Below are 17,149 nucleotides of genomic sequence, written 5' to 3' on the forward strand. Positions count from 1 at the left end.
AGCTATGTAAGTTCTGGTAAAGTGGTGTGATAATGAAGAGTAAACATCAAATTTGAGGAGGAACTCACGTTGCGTAAGTTTCTGCACGTACTTATCATTGTCGTCATGCTCGGATCAACCGTGCCTCAAACCAGCCACGCGAATACAGACCAGCCTTTATTGAACATCCTTATTTTACGAGATGCATACAGTTCCTCAAAAATTCTGACCGTCGATCAATACAAAGCGGCAATCGATTCGTATCGAAGCTCGTTAAATCTAGATACGTCAAGACTGAACGTACAGTTTATGACGATTAAAGAATTCAACGCCTCCCGTTTCCCAATGAGCGGGGCGTATGACGCTGTCATGATCGGGAGTAGCCCGTTGTCGACAAAATATCAGACGGGAACAATTGGACGTAGCACCAATCACGATACGACCCTTCTGTTCAACGATTTGACTGCCCTCAAAGTCGATGAGCTGTTCAACACCATCGTCCGTGTCGGCTTACCGCTTTACTTGCACGAAGATGCCGCTACGGGCGGCCCGCAATTGAAGCGGCTCGCCTCTTATGCGACCTATTCGAATGTGAAATTATTCCCGAAAGAGACGAATAAAAACATCGATCAAGAAATGGCGCAACAACTCAATAAAGTGTCGAGTGTCCGCCCACGATTAAAGACGACGAACGTCACGTATAATCAACAACCGCTTGTGAATAATACGATCACGGTGCGAAACGACGTTCGGTCCCCAATCAATTTCATATACAATCTGGCGGCGCAACCGAACGCCTCGACGATCGTCGAACTGTATATCGACTTCGACCATAACGATCGCTTCCAACCGCAAGAGAAAGTCGTCGAGCAAGCGGCCAAACTCTCTGGCACAATCGACTTCACATTATCTCGCCCGACGTTCAGTGGTCCAAAGAACTGGATGCTCGTTGTAAAAGACACGATCACAGGACGAGCCGACTATAAAAAAGGAAGTTTCGTCTACTTGGACCAACAAGTACAAGCGAACATTTTACAACTAACGGCAGGGACGAGCACGAACGGACAAATCTCGCGAGACTTGTCGGACATGCTCGTCGACCCGGCCGGAAACTATGCGTTTAAACTGACGAACGGGAACACCGACAGCTTCGGTAAGGGGTTGTACGACGCCGCGCTCAAGGCGAACGACTACGACATGTTGATCTTCGGCTTCCAAGACTCGTATAACGTCTCAGGGAGCATGAGTGAGACCGCGACGAATAAAGTGAAACGGTTCAGTGAGACCGGACAAGGGGTTATGTTGACGCATGACACGATTTTCCGAACGAACAGTGCGGATGCGCCGACATCAGAGTGGGAGCGTCAGTTCGTTCACCAAGATCCTGCCTTGAACGTTTCAGGTCAACGGACGTATACGAATATGGGCTTCGGTGCACCGGAACAAACGTCACGTGCGATCAAAGTGCAAGACGGGATTTTCACGAACTATCCGTTCAAGTTGGATGACGCGCCAAAAAATATTTCAAATACCCATAATCAATATTTCACGCTCGATTTAAATGACCCTGAAGTAACACCTTGGTATAACTTGTACTCTACAGGTGGAAATCGGGTATATGGAGACGCGAACAACCATTACTACACGTATACGAAAAATAACTTCACTTACTCGGGTGCCGGGCACACAAATAGCTTCACGCAGTCCGATGAGAAAAAAATCTTTATCAATACGATGTATCGGGCTTTCATCGGGGCCAACCACAAGCCCTATAACGTCATCGAGTCCGTCAGTGATCAAGTGAATGCGTATTCGAAAGAAGACATGAAAACAAAGACCCTCGAAGTGACGGCCGGACGTGATGTCCGGATCATGTGGCGGCCGAGCGATTATGATTTCCAAGACCAGTCACTCACTTCGACGTTCACGTACAACGGCAAATCGACGACGTTTGAAAACTTACGTAACTACGAAGTGAGAGAGTTCGTCATTCCGGCCGCTGACGTCATCGAAGGGAAACCGTTATCCGTTTCGATTGAGACGACGGACAAACGGAATGCGAAAGTGACCGATACGTTGACGATCAACGTCAAACGGCCTGAGTCGGTCACAGATCTCATCAAAGTGACGCGCTCGATTAACCCTTCTACCATATCGCTTTATGAGACAGGGACAATCAAGTATCAAATCGAGTATCCTGAACAGTTCGACCGCCTACCGAACCAGTTAGGAGATAAGTTCATCCGCATCAACATGGCGTCATTCACGGAACAGTTGCCGAAAGAACTTGAAGTCGTGGCGATTCGCGACGCGGCAGGAAATGAGTTGCCCGTCACAAACGCTCAAAAAATTGAGGTCTCGTTCCCGTTAGAACTATATTATTTACGAAATGGCTCGATTAATGTCTTTTTACCAGAAGAGAGTGGGGACCGCCGTCTTGCGTTTGACGTCGTTGTCCGAGCCATACAACCTTCCGCTTCCATCCTTCAGTTGAAACAAGACGATAACGTCCTCAAGACGGACATCGAATATTCGAAGAAGCAAGATCATATTTTGGATAAACATAACGACTGGGATAAAGAGACGACCATCACCTCAACGTTCCCAGATCTCTTTATCAACATCGGTTCTCCGTTCGCTTATAAGGCGAGGATTCCAGACGTGACGCTACAAATCGGAGCGGAACAAGTCGTCAGTCCGGTCATCACGGATGCGAAAGGGAACGTGTTTACGAACCCGAACTGGAGAACACTGAAGTGGGAAGTCGTGGGCAACGACGGCTTCGTTCAATTGAGCGGATCGGGAAATAACGCTGTTATTAAAGGGATCAAGACCGGGCAAGCGAAACTACGCTTAACGATTGAACCAGGAGAAGGACGTCAGGCGATTACAGCTGAATCGATTGTGAAAGTTATCAGCCCGCCCGAGCAAATCCAAATCAATGCGCAATCGTTATACGTCGGCCAAAAAGTGACGGTTAACCCAAGTGTCATGCCAAGTACGGCACAATACGAGACAGTGCGCTATGAAACCGTATCAGGTGACAGCGTCTCGTTCGTTCAAAAAGGCGCGACGCTCGAAATTAGCGGACTAAAACCGGGCAATACGGTAATTCGAGCGACGGTGGACGCTGGTGATGTGTTCAGCAACCTGAATGTAAGCATGCCGTCCACGACATTCACCGTAAACGTTTTAGCCCCTTCATTGACACAGACGCCGGAACAACTCGACCTATGGGTGTGGGATAGCCTTGACGCTGAGAAGCGTGTGAACGACACGGCCTTGATTCAAATTGTATCAAACCCGGAAGTCGGAAAAGAGACGACGTTGATTGGAACAGTACCCGCTGCGTTGACGGTGACGAAAACTGAATCTGGATACACGGTTCGTGCCAACCACGGGCATGGATCGAATGGGATTGCGACTGCAATCTCGTTACAGACCACCTTTGTCGAAACGGCACTTAAGAACGTTATATCCAATCCGACGATGATTCGTGTAAATGAGTATCCGAATCAAGTGTTGGCACAAGATGTGACAATTAATATCGGGGAGGGGGAAGCACCTAGAAACCCATCCCTCCAGTTCTGGCCGACCACCTCGACATGGCGAGACTATCGATTGAACGTATTGTCAGGTGAGGCGTTTGTGAAAGTGAACGGATCTGGGAAACAGCTCGTTCCAATCAAGCCGGGCATCGCGAAAGTCCAAGTGTACACGACGCTTCCGAGCGGCAGAACGTTCGTCCCTGTCACCGACACGTTCTATGTCCGCGTCATCGAGACGTCTGGGGAGAGTAAAGATGATCGCTATTGATCCAGGAAGGTTGGAAATCAATTGAAACGAAAATGGATGCTGTTTGCGTTAGTGGTCGTTGTTTTACTTGGTCTATACGTTTGGAACATAGCGACAGTCGATCTCAACTCCCTTGAAGGTAACGAATTACAAGAAGCCATTGCTTCGAAACGCGATTTGACTACGGAAGACGTTCACCGGCTTCAACAGCGAGGCGAGTGGGAAGCGGTTGAACTCGCGATTCAGTCAGAGAAAGTCAAGCCGACGCCGGAGCTATTCCTAGAAGCGTTACAACTTGGAACGAGCGAGGTGGTTCGGACCTACTTGAATCATGAGGCGAACCCGTTCGCAGAAGTGAACGGTGAGCCGTTGATGGCAAGAGTATACGGCGAGAACGCCGATGCCGAGAAATGGAAAGTCGTACATGAAGAAGTACGCGATGATCGGCTGCTCGTACTCGCAGCCGATGCGCTTGACTTGGACGCCGTTACTTCATTACTTGATGCAGATGCGGACATTCCGATACAAGCGAAAGAATCGATTTTATATCAAGCGGTTCGACATAATCATGTGACGCTCATCGAACGGTTAATCGCGAACGGGGCGCTATGGACGTCGACACACGAACAGTTGGCCCGTGATTTTCGATCAGATGCCGTCCTGAATTGGATGAATCAACGTTAAAAAAGACCCGCGCTCAGTCGGTTGAGCGCGGGTCTTAGCTGTCTATTGAAGTTGGACTGGTTGGCTGACGAAAAATTGAAGCTGATTGGTAACAGGCAACGTGTTCAATTGATTAAAGACCGCATCGTTATACGTCAATTGGAGTCGAGAATGCTCAGGCGCTTGCTCGGGAACGTTTTGCTCAAAGTACTGAGTCGCCGAAAGTCCTTTCGCCTCTGGGTAACGGCCACGGAAGACGTTCACGTCGAGCGGACCTCGACTATACAGTCCACCTTTTATTTGGAGCTCCGACCCCACCGCATACACTTGCGTCTTTTCTAAGGAGTCACTATATAAAAAGGCTTGGAGGGACGTCGAACCTGTTTCAAACTCGTTAATCCGATTCAGTAAGATTTTTCCTTTTGAAAGAAGGACGAGCGAGTTGAGGTCATTTTCATTGAGTGGACGAATGTTTGCACGATCAATCACGCTATCACCGAGCACATAGACGGTAGATTCAAACGAGACGTTTCCTTGAATCGTCAAGTCACCGTTTACGATGAGCGGCCGATCGATTGAAATATGGTTAAGTGAATCAATCGTGAGGTCGCCGTCAAACAGGAGCGGATTCTCGTTTTTCGCAATTGACTCGGTAATCACCATCGCGCTTCCCGTCAAAGAAGGCGGTAGCGTCACGATAGTCGGATTGGTCAAACGGTCATAGAGCCGTTTTGCCAAATAAGGACTCGGACGTTCGATAATGGTTGAGCCATCGTCACTGATGACACGTTCTGTCTCGAACACGAGGTTCGTGCGAGGAAGTGTCGACTGTTTGAAAAGTGTAGCTTCGACCGTGTTCGTGTATGGTAATTTTTGAGACAGTCGCCGGTTCACGAACTCGATAATAGAATAATCAAATTGGAACGGTGAGAATTGGCTCGTGACCGGTCCGGCGTCTGGAAACTCGTTCGCGACGCTGTTTCCGGTTGTGAAATAGTTCGGCTGACGACACACATTGCAGGAGGAAAGGTCCGGCACGTCGATTCGTCCATCTAAATAAAAGCGGCTTGTGGACAAGTTTTGGAGTTGCTTTGCCTCGCCGTTCAATTGGTAGTTGGCAGGGCGCGTCAACGTGAACGGACCACCCGAGTAAATATTCCCTTTCACGGTGGGCATACCATTGACGGCTAACTGCTGGTCGGAACCGAGCACGTAGTATAAGAAAGAGGGCAACGCCGTCAAATAGAGATCTTGTGTGTACTCGACGGATAAGCGTGGCTGCTCGGGGTTCATCTGGCGGCTCGCGATGACATTCACTTGCAAAATCTTTGTGAAAGGAGCTGTCTCAAGCAGATTTGCGGCTTCGTCTTCTTTAAGACGAATCGAGTAGGTGATAGTACTGTCGCTCGTTTCAGCTAACGATTCAAATGGCGAATTCACTGCGAGCACGTCTTGAATCGCGCTATCGAACGCGGCCTCTGACACCATGTGCTCAGGTACGGCTTGTGCGTCATGGAGTGGGAATTTGTTGCGAACGTCCGCCGCAATCAAGTTGAGGGCGCTTTTCGCATCCTCGTTTAACTGTGTGTCTTCGGTTCGGATGACGGTCAACTTGTTCGTGACGAGGTTGACTTGCATCGCGGCGAGTGACAGCACCGCGAGTGCTGCCATCGTCACGAGGACAAGGACGAGCACGTATCCTTCTTCACGTTTTTGCATGAGGAGGACCTCCTTTCTTTAGAATGGGATAGAACTTTTAAACGTCTTCGCTGATTCAGGATTAGTAGCGAGCGATAACCGCATCTCGATTTCAAGTAAGCCACTTGTCATATAACTCGGACGACGCTTGTCATAAGTTGGATCGATAAGTTGAATTGAGATTGCTTCAAGTACGATGTTTGGATTGCTCGGTTCATATGACTCGTTTGATAGGTTGAGTGGGATGGCTTCATAGCCGGCCTCACGATAAATCATGCCTGATTCAGCTATATTTGGGTCTGACAGGCGATGGAATTGAAACGTGTCATCGATTTGAGTGACCGCATCGAATTGACTTCGGTTCACCTCCGAGAGGATGGATGAGACCAAGTAGTCCGCCTCACTACGGAGCTCACTTGTTTCATTCGTCAAGCGGAATCCGAGCGTGCCTGAGATGAAGGCCGTTATGATGACGCCGCTCAAGATGGAGGCAACGACGACTGTCACAAGCAATTCGACTAAAGTGAACCCGTTTGATTCTTTACTTAACGTTTTCGCTTTCTGGGACAGCCGTTTCAGGGAACGGCTCACGTAACGTCGCATTCGAGATCACTCCTTTCAATCGGACGGGGGAGGACATTGTGTCTGTCGTGACAGATACTTCAAGCTCAATCGTATGACCGGATTGGGTGGGGCCGATCTCTGTCACGTCTACATTGAAAGATTGTCCGTTGATCTCCGCACAAAACGGACAAGGCCCGCTCGGTGTCAGCGTCGTAAGTGAGAGCGCTTCTTCGAGCGAAGAGGCTCTTCGATCTAACGTATGTAACGTATTCTGTGCGACTTGATTGGCAATCGTACGATTCAAATTATCATTCGTCGTTTTCAAGCTTTGGCTAAATATATTTAACAAGGAGAAAGAGACAATTGATAGAATAACAATCGAGACGAGTACTTCGACGAGCGTAAAACCTTGTTCAGAACGCTTCAACACGTTGACCTCCTTTTCAAAAAAAGTAAAACTGTAGGGAAAAACAGTCTAATTCCATGATTTAATTGTTATTTTCTGTACAATGCATATTATACTAAAGTTACAGTGATTTCGGATAGTCCATCGAAAGTCTCATGGATTCACAACTAGGGGGAATTGGAATGAAGCGATATGGGATGCACTTTTTCATCCTGGCATGTCTCGTACTGCTCGTATCGTTGCCGACGATCGGGCTCGTCAACTATTTGGACGTGGCCGCGAAGACGAGTTCTACATATAAAGACACGCGTGTCGCCGGCATCGACGTGTCGGGGATGACGAAAGAAGAGGCGGTCGTCCGACTCGACAACGCCGTCAAAGATTTCAACAATACGCCGTTCACCGTCGCGATGGTCGACGGGACGGCGCTCGAGGTCGGGAAAGATGTCGTCACGTTCAACGTCGACGGCACACTCGACGCCATCACCGAACCGGGCGATTATCCGCTCGCCGTAGCGCTCGATGAGGAGCGGCTCACACCGTACCTCGACAATCAGCCGGTGACGATGACGATGGTGACCGGTCCGCTCACATCATCGGCATCTAAGCTCGATTCGAACGTCGCACTTGAGACGATCGCCGAAGAGAACGAAGTTGTCACCACGGTGACGATTAGTCCGACACCGGCGATGCGTTCGGCGCTCGAACGGATGAACGGATATGAGATGAACGCGGGCGACATGTTCAGCCTAAAAGCGTTCGGGGACGACTTTGACGCACTCACGACGATCGGCCAGTCGCTTTATAAACTGTTCGCAGCGACCCCGTTCAAGATTTTAGAGCGCGTCCCGCACGAGACGCTCCCGAGTGATGTCGAGCTCGGCTACGACGTCTTAGTCGACGAGCGGTCGAACTTCGCCGTTCAAAACACGGAACAGACGGCATATGCCCTCATCGTCTTGAACGAAGGGAACACGATGACCGTGCAATTGCTCGGGAAAGCGTTCGAAGCGGCGTACGAGTCGCGCGTCGAACAAGTCGTGAGCGTACCGTATCAAAACGTCGTCCGTTTCAGCCCGTCGCTCCCGGCCGGCAGCTCGTCTGTGACGCAATCCGGTCAAGCGGGTGAGTCCGGGAAGCTGTACCGCGTCCGCGTGACCGAAGCCGGCGAGACACTCGAGTTGCTCGGTTTCGACTTCTATGAACCGGTCCCTGAGATCGTGACGAAAAGTTCAGTCCCGCTTCCGCCGCCAGAGCCGGTCGAGCCGGTCATTCCAACTTTTCCGGATGAATTACTGGAAGATGACCCGTTCGGTGACGATGTAGAGAATGACGGATTGTATGAATTTGAAGAAGAACCGCCGGTATTCGAAACCGTTCCGGAAACAAGCGAGGAGGCAGTCGGATGATTGGATATTTGATTTTGCTCGCCTTCTGGGTGCTTGCCACGCTGACGCTGTTCGCCTTGTCGGTCCCGTACGTACGGAAGCGTGAGACGAAGCTGTTGCTCGCTCTCCTCGTGGCCGTGCTCTCGTTCGGGGTGTACACGATGTACATGGAATCTCTCGAACGGTCGTGGTGGGCTTGGCTCGTCCTCGCCCTCGGAATCGCGGGCGGCGCCGCCTTGAGCGTCTTCATCGAACGACGAGACGTCGCCCAGGAGGTACCTCAGAGGATGGTGAAGTAAGGTGAGACGAACGAAGAAACGATTAGGGGAAATGTTGATTGAGTCGGGCATGATTACGACGGCCCAGCTCGATGAGGCACTCGCCCAAAAACGGCGCGGGGAAAAACTTGGTGATACGCTCATGCGGCTCAACTATTTGACGGAGACGCAGTTGATTCAAGTGCTCCACGAACAATTGAACGTGCCGATCATCGCGTTATACGCACAAGACATCAACGTGACCGTGACAAAACTTGTGCCAAAGGCGATCGCCCAAAAGCACGACATCATGCCGATCGAATTACAGGGGAACACGCTGTTCGTAGCAACGGCGGATCCCCTTGATTTGATTGCGATCGACGATGTTCGCCTGCAAACCGGGATGAACATCGAAGTTGGGATCGCCACGCGCGAACAGATTCGCAAGACGATCAGCCGCTATTACGAAATGGACGCCTCGCTCATTGAGATTTTAAAAGACGAAGCGCCCGAGATCGAACGCCAAGAGACGGCATCGCGTGACGACGCACCGGTCATCCGGCTCGTCAACCAGCTGTTCTTGAGCGCGATCGACCAACGCGCCTCAGACATCCACTTCGACCCGCACGAGAAGCAGCTCCACGTCCGCTTCCGGGTCGACGGGGACCTTCGCACCGAGGCGGTGTACCCGAAGAAGATTCAAAGCGTCATGCTGACGCGGCTGAAAGTCATGAGTAACTTAGACATTACCGAGAGCCGCTTACCGCAAGACGGACGCATCAAATATACGCTTCGCGACCGGCCGTACGACTTCCGCGTCTCGACGCTCCCGACGATGTACGGCGAGAAAATCGTCATCCGGGTGCTCGACTCGTCAGAAGGGCTGACCGATTTGACGAAGCTCGGCTTCGGCGAGCACAACGAACTCGTCTACCGCGACATGCTCAAACGGCCGAACGGGATCATCTTGATCACGGGGCCGACGGGGTCGGGGAAATCATCGACGCTGTACGCGTCGTTGAAAGAACTGAACGATGAATCGAAAAACATCATCACAGTCGAGGACCCGGTCGAGTATCAGCTTGACGGCATCAACCAAGTGCAAGTGAACGCAAAAGTCGGTCTCACGTTCGCCTCAGGGCTGCGCTCGATTCTCCGCCAAGACCCGAACATCGTCATGGTCGGGGAGATCCGCGACACGGAGACGGCTGAGATCGCGATCCGCGCCTCGCTCACCGGTCACTTGGTGCTCTCGACGCTCCATACGAACTCGGCGATCAGCTCGATCACCCGACTCGTCGATATGGGGGTTGAACCGTTCCTCGTCGCCGCTTCGACGTCCGGCCTTGTCGCCCAGCGGCTCGTGCGCCGCGTCTGCCGCGACTGCGGTCACGAACAGCCTGTCTCGAAACGCGAGCAAGAACTGTTCGCGAACGAAGGGGTGGCGATCGAGCACGTCGTCCGCGGCAGCGGCTGCGCGTCGTGCAACTTTACCGGTTATCGGGGACGCCTAGCCATCCACGAAGTCGTACCGATTGATGAAGGGTTACGCCGGATGATCATGAACCAGGCGACCGAGGCCGAGATGGTCGACTACGCGAAACAAAACGGGGCGAGGTTTTTACTCGCCGACGGGTTAGAGAAAGTCGCGTCAGGATTGACGACGACCGAGGAGATCCTTAGAACAGTCATAACGGAGTGATGAGATGATCCATCAATCGATTGAAGTGATATTGACGAAAGCGGTCGAACAGCGCGCCTCGGACATTCATCTGACCGCGGGTTCGCCGCCGATTTTTCGCATCGACGGCAGCCTCGTCACGATGGGCGAGGAGAAAGTGTTGCCGAATCACATCGAAAGTTATTTAAAAGAGATCATGACCGAGGAGATGCGGGGACGCTTAGAAGTCCAGCGTGACCTCGACTTCTCGTTCGGTGTCCCGCGCGTGTCGCGTTTTCGCGTCAATGCCTACTACCAGCGGGGAACGGTCGCCATCGCTTTCCGTTCCATTTCCGGGGAAATCCCGACGCTAAACGAGCTCGATTTGCCGCCGGTATTGAAACGGCTCATCGAGAAACCGCACGGCCTCATCCTCGTGACCGGGCCGACGGGATCGGGGAAATCGACGACGCTCGCCGCGATGATCCATGAAATCAACCGGACGCAGCGTAAACGGATCATCACGCTCGAAGACCCGATCGAGTATTTGCATTCCCATAACCAGAGCATCGTCGACCAGCGTGAGATCGGTTCGGACGTCATGAAGTTCGTGAACGGTCTCCGGGCCGCGCTACGACAAGACCCGGACGTCATTTTGCTCGGTGAGATGCGTGACCTCGAGACGATCTCGACGGCGATGACAGCGGCCGAGACGGGACACCTCGTCATGGCGACGCTCCATACGTCGAGCGCGATGTCGACCGTCAGCCGCATCATCGACGCGTTTCCGGCCGAGCAGCAAGACCAAATCCGGACGCAACTCGCGAACGTGTTGTTAGGCGTCGTCAGCCAGCGGTTGTTCCCGCGTGTCGACGTCCCGAAAGGACGCGTCGCCGCGATGGAGATCATGCTCGGGAACGCGGCCGTCGCCAACTTGATCCGCAACGAAAAAGAGTTCCAGCTCCCGACTGTCATCCAGACGAACCGGCAGAGCGGGATGCAATCGATGGACGCATCTATCGAGCAACTTGTCCGGCAAGGCATCATTAACCCGAACGCCGTGCCGAACGAAGAAATGAGGTGACCGTATGGCCATATTCCAATATGAAGGCAAGCTGTTGAACGGACGTCGTAAAAAAGGACGCATCACGGCCGTCTCGATTCGCGAGGCGAAAGAGAAGCTCCGCGAAGAGTCGATTCTCGTCACCGAACTGTCTGAACTCGAGTCGACCGGACTGAACACGGAGATCAACCTGCTCCCGGAGCGGGTGAAAATCGAACATTTGATTATGTACGTGCGCCAGTTCGCGACGCTCATCCGAGCCGGCGTGCCGATCGTCCGGGCGACGTCGATTTTGCGCGTCCAGACCGAATCAAAAGTGCTCAAAAAAACGCTCAGCCAAGTCGAGGACGATCTTCGAGAAGGGATCGCCTATTCCGAGGCGATCAAAAAGCATCCGCGCGTCTTCTCGAACTTCTTCAGCTCGATGGCGCTAGCGGGCGAGGCGAGCGGGAACTTAGAGGAAGCGCTCGATCAAATCGGGCTGCAGCTTCAAAAGCAGTACGACGTGAAACGAAAAGTCATCTCGGCGTTGACGTATCCGCTCGTCGTCTCGATCGTTGCCATCGGTGTCGTCGCTTTCCTCATGGTGAACGTCGTGCCGACGTTCGCGAGCATCTTCGGACAGCTCGGCGGCGAATTGCCGCTCATCACCCGTCTCGTCGTCGCCGTCTCCGATTTTGTCGCCGCCTACTGGTGGCTCATCTTCGGGGTGGCGCTCCTCGGCATACTGATTTTCACGTGGATGTTGAAGCGGGATAAAGAACGATTCATCATCGATGGTCTGTTGTTGAAGCTGCCGATCTTTGGGCCAATCGTCCTGAAGTCGCAAATCGCGTTACTGACGCGCAGTCTCGCCGTCTTGCTGCAAGCGGCCGTACCGATCTTGTCGGCGATCGAGATCACGGAAAAGATCGTCTCGAACCGTGTCATCCGTAAAGGACTCGGTGAGGCGCGCAACAGTATGGCGCAAGGGATTCCGCTCCACGAGCCGCTCATGCGCAACAACAACTTCCCGCCGCTCATGACCCAAATGATCGCGGTCGGCGAGGAGAGCGGGGATTTGGACTCGATGTTGAACGAAGTCGCCGAGTTTTATGAGACTGAAGTCGAGACGACGACGGACCGGTTGAAGTCAATCATTGAGCCGCTCCTGATTGTCGTGCTCGCAAGCATCGTCGGCGTCATCGTCATCGCCATCGTCGTCCCGATGTTCCAAATTTATGGGGATATCCAAAATCAGTAGAAAATTCTTAGTTTATGCACATAAACTACTTTTCAACACCAAATTTTGAATGTATAGTAAAATTGTTCTACTTGTTCTAGGTCTTAGGTAATGAATACAGCACAATACACAGCACAACACACAAAAGGGGAGAATCAGTCATGTTGGATAAAATGAAAATGATTTGGCAAGATGCGAAACAATTGAAAGATGAGCGCGGCCTCACACTCGTCGAGTTACTCGTCGTCGTCGTAATTTTAGGAATTATTGCAGCCATCGCTGTTGTCGCGATTGGTGGAATTATTGAGAACTCGAAGAAGGATGCGATGGTTGCGGATGCGAAACAGATGGTGAGTGCGGCGAAGTTACATACAGCATCGAACCCTGAAGCTGCAAGTCTAGATTTTACAAAAGAAGTTGGACAAAGTTATATTTCCAAGCTTAACGATCCTTTTGGAGATGAATACTCTAAAGCACTTGTAACTATTACACCAGATGGCAACAAATACAGCTATTCTGTTCAACTCGTTGGGAAAAAAGCAATTGGTGCTTCTACACCTGTGGCAGAATCAGCAATTAATAAAGATGCAATCGTAGACACCGAATAATCCCTCCGGCTGGCGCTGGGCACTCGCTCAGCCTAGCCGGTTTTCTATTTTTGGCATATACTTACAGAAGGAGTGACCAAATTGGTTGACCTTATTGGACTCATTTACAGCATCGTGCTCGGAGCAATCATCACTTCGTTCACGAACGTCGTCGGGCTCCGCATGCCACAGAAGCAATCGATTGTGACGCCACGGTCGCACTGCCCGTCTTGCGGCCACGTCTTGTCAGCATGGGAACTCGTTCCCGTGTTCGGCTACTTGTTCCTCCGTGGCAAATGCCGCGGCTGTGGCGGACGGATCGCGCCGACGTATCCGCTGTTCGAACTGCTCGGGGCGATCGGCTACGGTTATAGTTTTTGGCTGTACGGCTTCTCGGGGACGACGCTGCTCGCGTTCGTTTTCTTGTCGACACTCCTCGCTTTGGCGATGTCGGATTTGTCGACGATGCTCGTGCCGAACGTCATCTTGCTCTATACGGCACCGGTCCTGCTCGCACTCGCCTATCTGTCAGGGGCGACGTGGTGGGGGCCGCTCGCCGGGGCGTTGTTAGGATTTTCAGTCCTCGCCACCGTTTTTTTCGTCTCAAAAGGGGGACTTGGGGCCGGCGATGTCAAACTATTTACAGTGATCGGACTCGTGCTCGGACCGCGTGACGTGCTCGTCGCGTTGTTCCTCGCGAGCTTGATCGGTGCCGTCGTCGGTCTCGCGTTGATCGGGCTGAAACGGATCGGCCGCAAACAGCCGATCCCGTTCGTCCCGTCAATCGCACTCGGGACGATGCTGACGTTTTGGTTCAGCGAACGCTTTTTTGATTGGTATTTTGATTTATTGTAGGGGGAAACTAGCATGAGCCGGGCTATAGAGAAAGGAACGGTCGCGTACTTCTCGTTCGATGCGCTCAGCATCCACGGGGCCGTGATCAAACAAGGCGTCTTCAAACGGAGCGCTTCCGTCCAGTTGGCGAAAAACGCCTATGCCGGAGGACGGATCCAAGACGAGAACGCGTTCGGCCTCGCTTTCGACGAGTTGTGCCGAAAATTGAAAGTACGTAAAGGGATGGTCTGTGCCGTCGACATGGCCGAGACGGAAGTGTTGTCTCGAAAAGTCGACATCCCGTCGAACATCCCGAAAGACGAGATCCGCGGTTATTTGTTCATGGAGATCGGCAGTTCGATCATCTTGCCGTTCGACGACGTCGCCTTCGACTACGAGGTGCTCGGCGAAACGGAGACGAAGACCGAAGTCATGCTGCACGCCGTCTCGGTCGAGTTGACGAAAGCGATTCGCGGTTATATGAAAAAACGCGGGTTCGTCTTGAAGAAGATCGTTCCGCGCCCGGTCGCTGTCGCTAACGGTGTGGCCCGCCTTGAGACGCTCGACCCGCTCAAGTCGACGCTTCTTTGGCACGTGACGCCGTTCGCGCACCAGTTGCTCGTCCTTGAGGAAGGACAGGTCCGCTTCATCCGCGCCATCGAGACCGACCTCTCGTACCGCTCGGACACGACAGACGGCGGGGTTACATACACGTTCAACGGTTCGGATGAGACGCTCGCGAGCCAGACCGACGACTGGTTGAACGAGCTGTCACGCTTCCTCGACTTCTACCGCTACTCGCTCCGCACGGACGGTCGCCCGATCGACGAGCTCCTCGTCTCCGGGACGATCCCGGAACTCGATGACCTCGTCCAGACAATCGAGGCGGAAGCGATGGTGCCGGTCAAACGGAGCGATGACCCGCTCCCGTTGTCACACGCGACGCCGCTGTCGCACCAGATGTTGCCGCTCCTCGGGATGGCGACACTCGACCGTGACCGTGACGCGAACTTCATTAATTCGACCGACGTCACACTCCGCTGGCCGATCGTCGCGAGTCTCGTCTCCCTCCTTATCGGTGGAGGGCTCGCCGGCTTCTTGTACTATGAAGTGCAAGGGCTCGAACGGCAAGAAGCGCAAGTGAACGAACAGTTGCAGCTCGTGCGCATTTATCAGACGGAGCAAGTGAATTCGAAAGGGCAGCAAGTGCTGTCGCTCGAACAGACGGTGACGTCGCTTGCGAACGAAGAGAAACAAGCGGTGCCGGCGCTTCGTGCGCTCACCGAGCAATTGCCGCCGACCGGGTACGTCTTGACGTACAACTACGCCGACGGCTCGCTCATGAGCGTCCGTGCCCAGTTCGAGACGTTGCCGGACTTGAACGCGTTCCAACGCGCGCTCTTGACCGACCCGCGGTTTGAGAACGTCAAACTGCTCGGCGTCACGACCGAGACGAAAGCCGACACAGAGACGGACACGGACGAACCGACTCCTCTGACCGACGAGCCGCTCCCGCGTTACATCGGCGAATTCACGTTCACGTTCGTTGACGCCGAAGAGCCAGAGACCGAAGCGACGACCGATGAGGAGGTGGTGAGCCAATGAAACGCTCGACGATTTATTTGTTGTTCACACTGTGCCTGTTCACGGCCATCGCCGTCCCGGCTTATTTCGGCTACACGTACGTGATGAAACAAAGTGACGTGAAAGCACTCGAGCGCGAACTGTCGCTTGAACAGACGAAGCTCGAGCTTATGCGGCAAGAAGGCCGCGCCGTCGATGTCGCCGATTCGCAGCGACTCCAGACGCGCGTGCCGGCCGAGCCTGCGTTAGACACCGTCGTCGAGGCGCTGTCACAGGCGAGCCAGCTTTCAAGCGTCAACGTGACGAGCATCGCTTTCGCGGACGGAATCCTCGCCGAGTCGGAAGTGCCCGAGACGATCGAACCGATTGACCCGGAGGACGTCAGTGCGACGTCTGAACCGGCGAGACCGGTCGACATCACTCCGGTGAACGCGTCCTCGGTGCGGGCGACCGTTTCGCTCCAAGCCGAGACGTATGACGCGCTCGTCCTCTTCCTCGAGTCGGTCGAGTCGATGAACCGGATCCACATCTTGCGGACCGTTCAATTCACTGGACCGGCCGAGACGGGACCGAACACGACGGACGTGATCGCGCCGCTCGACTTCACCGTCGAACTCGACGCCTTCTATCGTCCGGACTTGACGCAACTCATCGAAGACCGGTTCGTGCCGACGCAAACGTTCCCGCGAAAAGACATCCCGGTGTACGATTATACTTCGCCATAACGAGACGTCCCTTCAAAAAGAAGGGGCGTTTTTCAGTCGGCTGACATTGTGTTCGGCTGCCGTTTTGCCTACAATCAACAGGGAAGCGTGAAACGGGAAGGAAGCCCGTTACAACAGATGAGAAGGAGTCGATACAATGAAATCAACACAGAAACGTGTCATCCTCGCCTCGATGTCACCGCGGCGGACCGAACTATTGGCCAAGGCCGGCATTCACCACGAAGTGATTCCATCGAACGTCGTCGAGGGCGTCAACGGACAAGAAGCGCCAGATGACTATGTCGGGCGTCTCGCCCGTGAGAAAGCGCTCGACGTGGCGAGAAACAATCGTGACGCGATCGTCATCGGTTCGGACACCGTCGTCGTATTAGACGGGAACATTCTTGAGAAACCGAGCGACCGGGAAGAGGCGCGACGGATGCTCGAGCAGTTGTCGGGGGCGACGCATGACGTGCTCACCGGCGTCAGTATCCTCGGACCCGAGCGGCAGGACTTGTTCGTCACGGCGACACGCGTCACGTTCATCGACATCCCGGAAGCGTGGCTCGACGGGTATCTCGATTCAGCGGAGCCGTATGACAAGGCCGGCGCCTACGGGATCCAAGGGTCAGGCGGTCTGTTCGTCGAGCGGTTAGAAGGCGACTATTACAACGTCGTCGGACTGCCGCTCCAGCCGCTCGTCCGGACGCTTGAAGGCCATGGGGTGACGCCGCGCTTTCTGTGA

The 17,149-nt window shown here is 53.3% G+C and carries 15 protein-coding genes; 12 read left to right on the plus strand and 3 right to left on the minus strand.

Going from position 1 to position 17,149, the window contains the following annotated elements:
* Positions 1-69: 69 nt before the first annotated feature.
* Both JJU47_RS08225 and JJU47_RS08230 read left to right on the plus strand, forming a co-directional pair.
* Positions 70-3,795 (plus strand): DUF5057 domain-containing protein, encoded by a 3,726-nt coding sequence (locus JJU47_RS08225; protein WP_228618111.1) that lies wholly within the window; start codon positions 70-72, stop codon positions 3,793-3,795.
* A 21-nt stretch (positions 3,796-3,816) separates the two neighbouring features.
* On the plus strand, positions 3,817-4,458 hold the full coding sequence (locus JJU47_RS08230) for a hypothetical protein (protein ID WP_228618112.1): 642 nt from the start codon (positions 3,817-3,819) through the stop codon (positions 4,456-4,458).
* Positions 4,459-4,500: 42 nt separating this feature from the next.
* Here the strand turns inward: JJU47_RS08230 and JJU47_RS08235 are convergent, their stop codons facing one another.
* From JJU47_RS08235 to JJU47_RS08245, 3 genes are read right to left on the minus strand one after another with little or no spacing between them, the layout of a single operon-like run.
* Positions 4,501-6,156 carry a hypothetical protein gene (locus tag JJU47_RS08235; RefSeq protein WP_228618113.1) on the minus strand — a complete coding sequence of 552 codons (1,656 nt, stop codon included), beginning with the start codon at positions 6,154-6,156 and terminating at the stop codon, positions 4,501-4,503.
* 18 nt (positions 6,157-6,174) lie between these two features.
* Entirely contained in the window at positions 6,175-6,738 is a 564-nt protein-coding gene (locus JJU47_RS08240) for a prepilin-type N-terminal cleavage/methylation domain-containing protein (RefSeq protein WP_228618114.1), read from the minus strand.
* Complete coding sequence (locus tag JJU47_RS08245) at positions 6,677-7,126, minus strand: type II secretion system protein (protein WP_228618118.1); 450 nt, start codon at positions 7,124-7,126, stop codon at positions 6,677-6,679. The genes JJU47_RS08240 and JJU47_RS08245 overlap by 62 nt, the downstream gene beginning before the upstream one ends.
* A 161-nt stretch (positions 7,127-7,287) precedes the next feature.
* On the opposite strand from JJU47_RS08245, the gene JJU47_RS08250 reads away from it, so the two are divergent.
* The 10 genes from JJU47_RS08250 (at position 7,288) to JJU47_RS08295 (ending at position 17,149) form a co-directional block, all read left to right on the plus strand.
* The gene (locus JJU47_RS08250) at positions 7,288-8,514 is read left to right on the plus strand and encodes a G5 domain-containing protein (protein WP_228618121.1); all 1,227 of its coding nucleotides are present in this window, start codon (positions 7,288-7,290) and stop codon (positions 8,512-8,514) included.
* On the plus strand, positions 8,511-8,792 hold the full coding sequence (locus JJU47_RS08255; RefSeq protein ID WP_228618123.1) for a hypothetical protein: 282 nt from the start codon (positions 8,511-8,513) through the stop codon (positions 8,790-8,792). The genes JJU47_RS08250 and JJU47_RS08255 overlap by 4 nt, the downstream gene beginning before the upstream one ends.
* Before the next feature lies 1 nt (position 8,793).
* A complete protein-coding gene (locus JJU47_RS08260) occupies positions 8,794-10,452 on the plus strand; it encodes a GspE/PulE family protein (RefSeq protein ID WP_228618126.1) in 1,659 nt (552 codons plus the stop codon).
* A gap of 4 nt (positions 10,453-10,456) precedes the next feature.
* Positions 10,457-11,494, plus strand: coding sequence for a type IV pilus twitching motility protein PilT (locus tag JJU47_RS08265; protein WP_228618128.1), 1,038 nt, complete (start codon positions 10,457-10,459; stop codon positions 11,492-11,494).
* Positions 11,495-11,498: 4 nt separating this feature from the next.
* Positions 11,499-12,716, plus strand: a complete 1,218-nt coding sequence (locus JJU47_RS08270; protein ID WP_228618130.1) for a type II secretion system F family protein — start codon at positions 11,499-11,501, stop codon at positions 12,714-12,716.
* Between the two features lie 140 nt (positions 12,717-12,856).
* Complete coding sequence (locus tag JJU47_RS08275) at positions 12,857-13,303, plus strand: prepilin-type N-terminal cleavage/methylation domain-containing protein (protein ID WP_228618132.1); 447 nt, start codon at positions 12,857-12,859, stop codon at positions 13,301-13,303.
* 72 nt (positions 13,304-13,375) lie between these two features.
* A complete protein-coding gene (locus JJU47_RS08280; RefSeq protein ID WP_228618134.1) occupies positions 13,376-14,137 on the plus strand; it encodes a prepilin peptidase in 762 nt (253 codons plus the stop codon).
* A 12-nt stretch (positions 14,138-14,149) separates the two neighbouring features.
* Positions 14,150-15,721, plus strand: a complete 1,572-nt coding sequence (gene pilM / locus JJU47_RS08285; RefSeq protein ID WP_228618136.1) for a pilus assembly protein PilM — start codon at positions 14,150-14,152, stop codon at positions 15,719-15,721.
* Positions 15,718-16,425: a hypothetical protein gene (locus JJU47_RS08290; protein WP_228618138.1), complete on the plus strand. Its 708-nt coding sequence runs from the start codon at positions 15,718-15,720 to the stop codon at positions 16,423-16,425. Before pilM ends, JJU47_RS08290 begins: the two co-directional genes overlap by 4 nt.
* A gap of 136 nt (positions 16,426-16,561) precedes the next feature.
* Positions 16,562-17,149, plus strand: a complete 588-nt coding sequence (locus tag JJU47_RS08295) for a Maf family protein (protein WP_228618140.1) — start codon at positions 16,562-16,564, stop codon at positions 17,147-17,149.

Origin of the sequence: Exiguobacterium sp., from assembly GCF_020832205.1 — a bacterium.
GTDB lineage: Bacteria > Bacillota > Bacilli > Exiguobacteriales > Exiguobacteriaceae > Exiguobacterium.

What these genes read in the sequence shown, in the direction of transcription:
- JJU47_RS08235 (WP_228618113.1), bottom strand. Translation starts at nt 6,156, where the DNA reads ATGCAAAAACGTGAAGAAGGATACGTGCTCGTCCTTGTCCTCGTGACG.
- JJU47_RS08240 (WP_228618114.1), bottom strand. Translation starts at nt 6,738, where the DNA reads ATGCGACGTTACGTGAGCCGTTCCCTGAAACGGCTGTCCCAGAAAGCG.
- JJU47_RS08250 (WP_228618121.1), top strand. Translation starts at nt 7,288, where the DNA reads ATGAAGCGATATGGGATGCACTTTTTCATCCTGGCATGTCTCGTACTG.
- JJU47_RS08255 (WP_228618123.1), top strand. Translation starts at nt 8,511, where the DNA reads ATGATTGGATATTTGATTTTGCTCGCCTTCTGGGTGCTTGCCACGCTG.
- JJU47_RS08265 (WP_228618128.1), top strand. Translation starts at nt 10,457, where the DNA reads ATGATCCATCAATCGATTGAAGTGATATTGACGAAAGCGGTCGAACAG.
- JJU47_RS08270 (WP_228618130.1), top strand. Translation starts at nt 11,499, where the DNA reads ATGGCCATATTCCAATATGAAGGCAAGCTGTTGAACGGACGTCGTAAA.
- JJU47_RS08275 (WP_228618132.1), top strand. Translation starts at nt 12,857, where the DNA reads ATGTTGGATAAAATGAAAATGATTTGGCAAGATGCGAAACAATTGAAA.
- pilM (WP_228618136.1), top strand. Translation starts at nt 14,150, where the DNA reads ATGAGCCGGGCTATAGAGAAAGGAACGGTCGCGTACTTCTCGTTCGAT.
- JJU47_RS08290 (WP_228618138.1), top strand. Translation starts at nt 15,718, where the DNA reads ATGAAACGCTCGACGATTTATTTGTTGTTCACACTGTGCCTGTTCACG.
- JJU47_RS08295 (WP_228618140.1), top strand. Translation starts at nt 16,562, where the DNA reads ATGAAATCAACACAGAAACGTGTCATCCTCGCCTCGATGTCACCGCGG.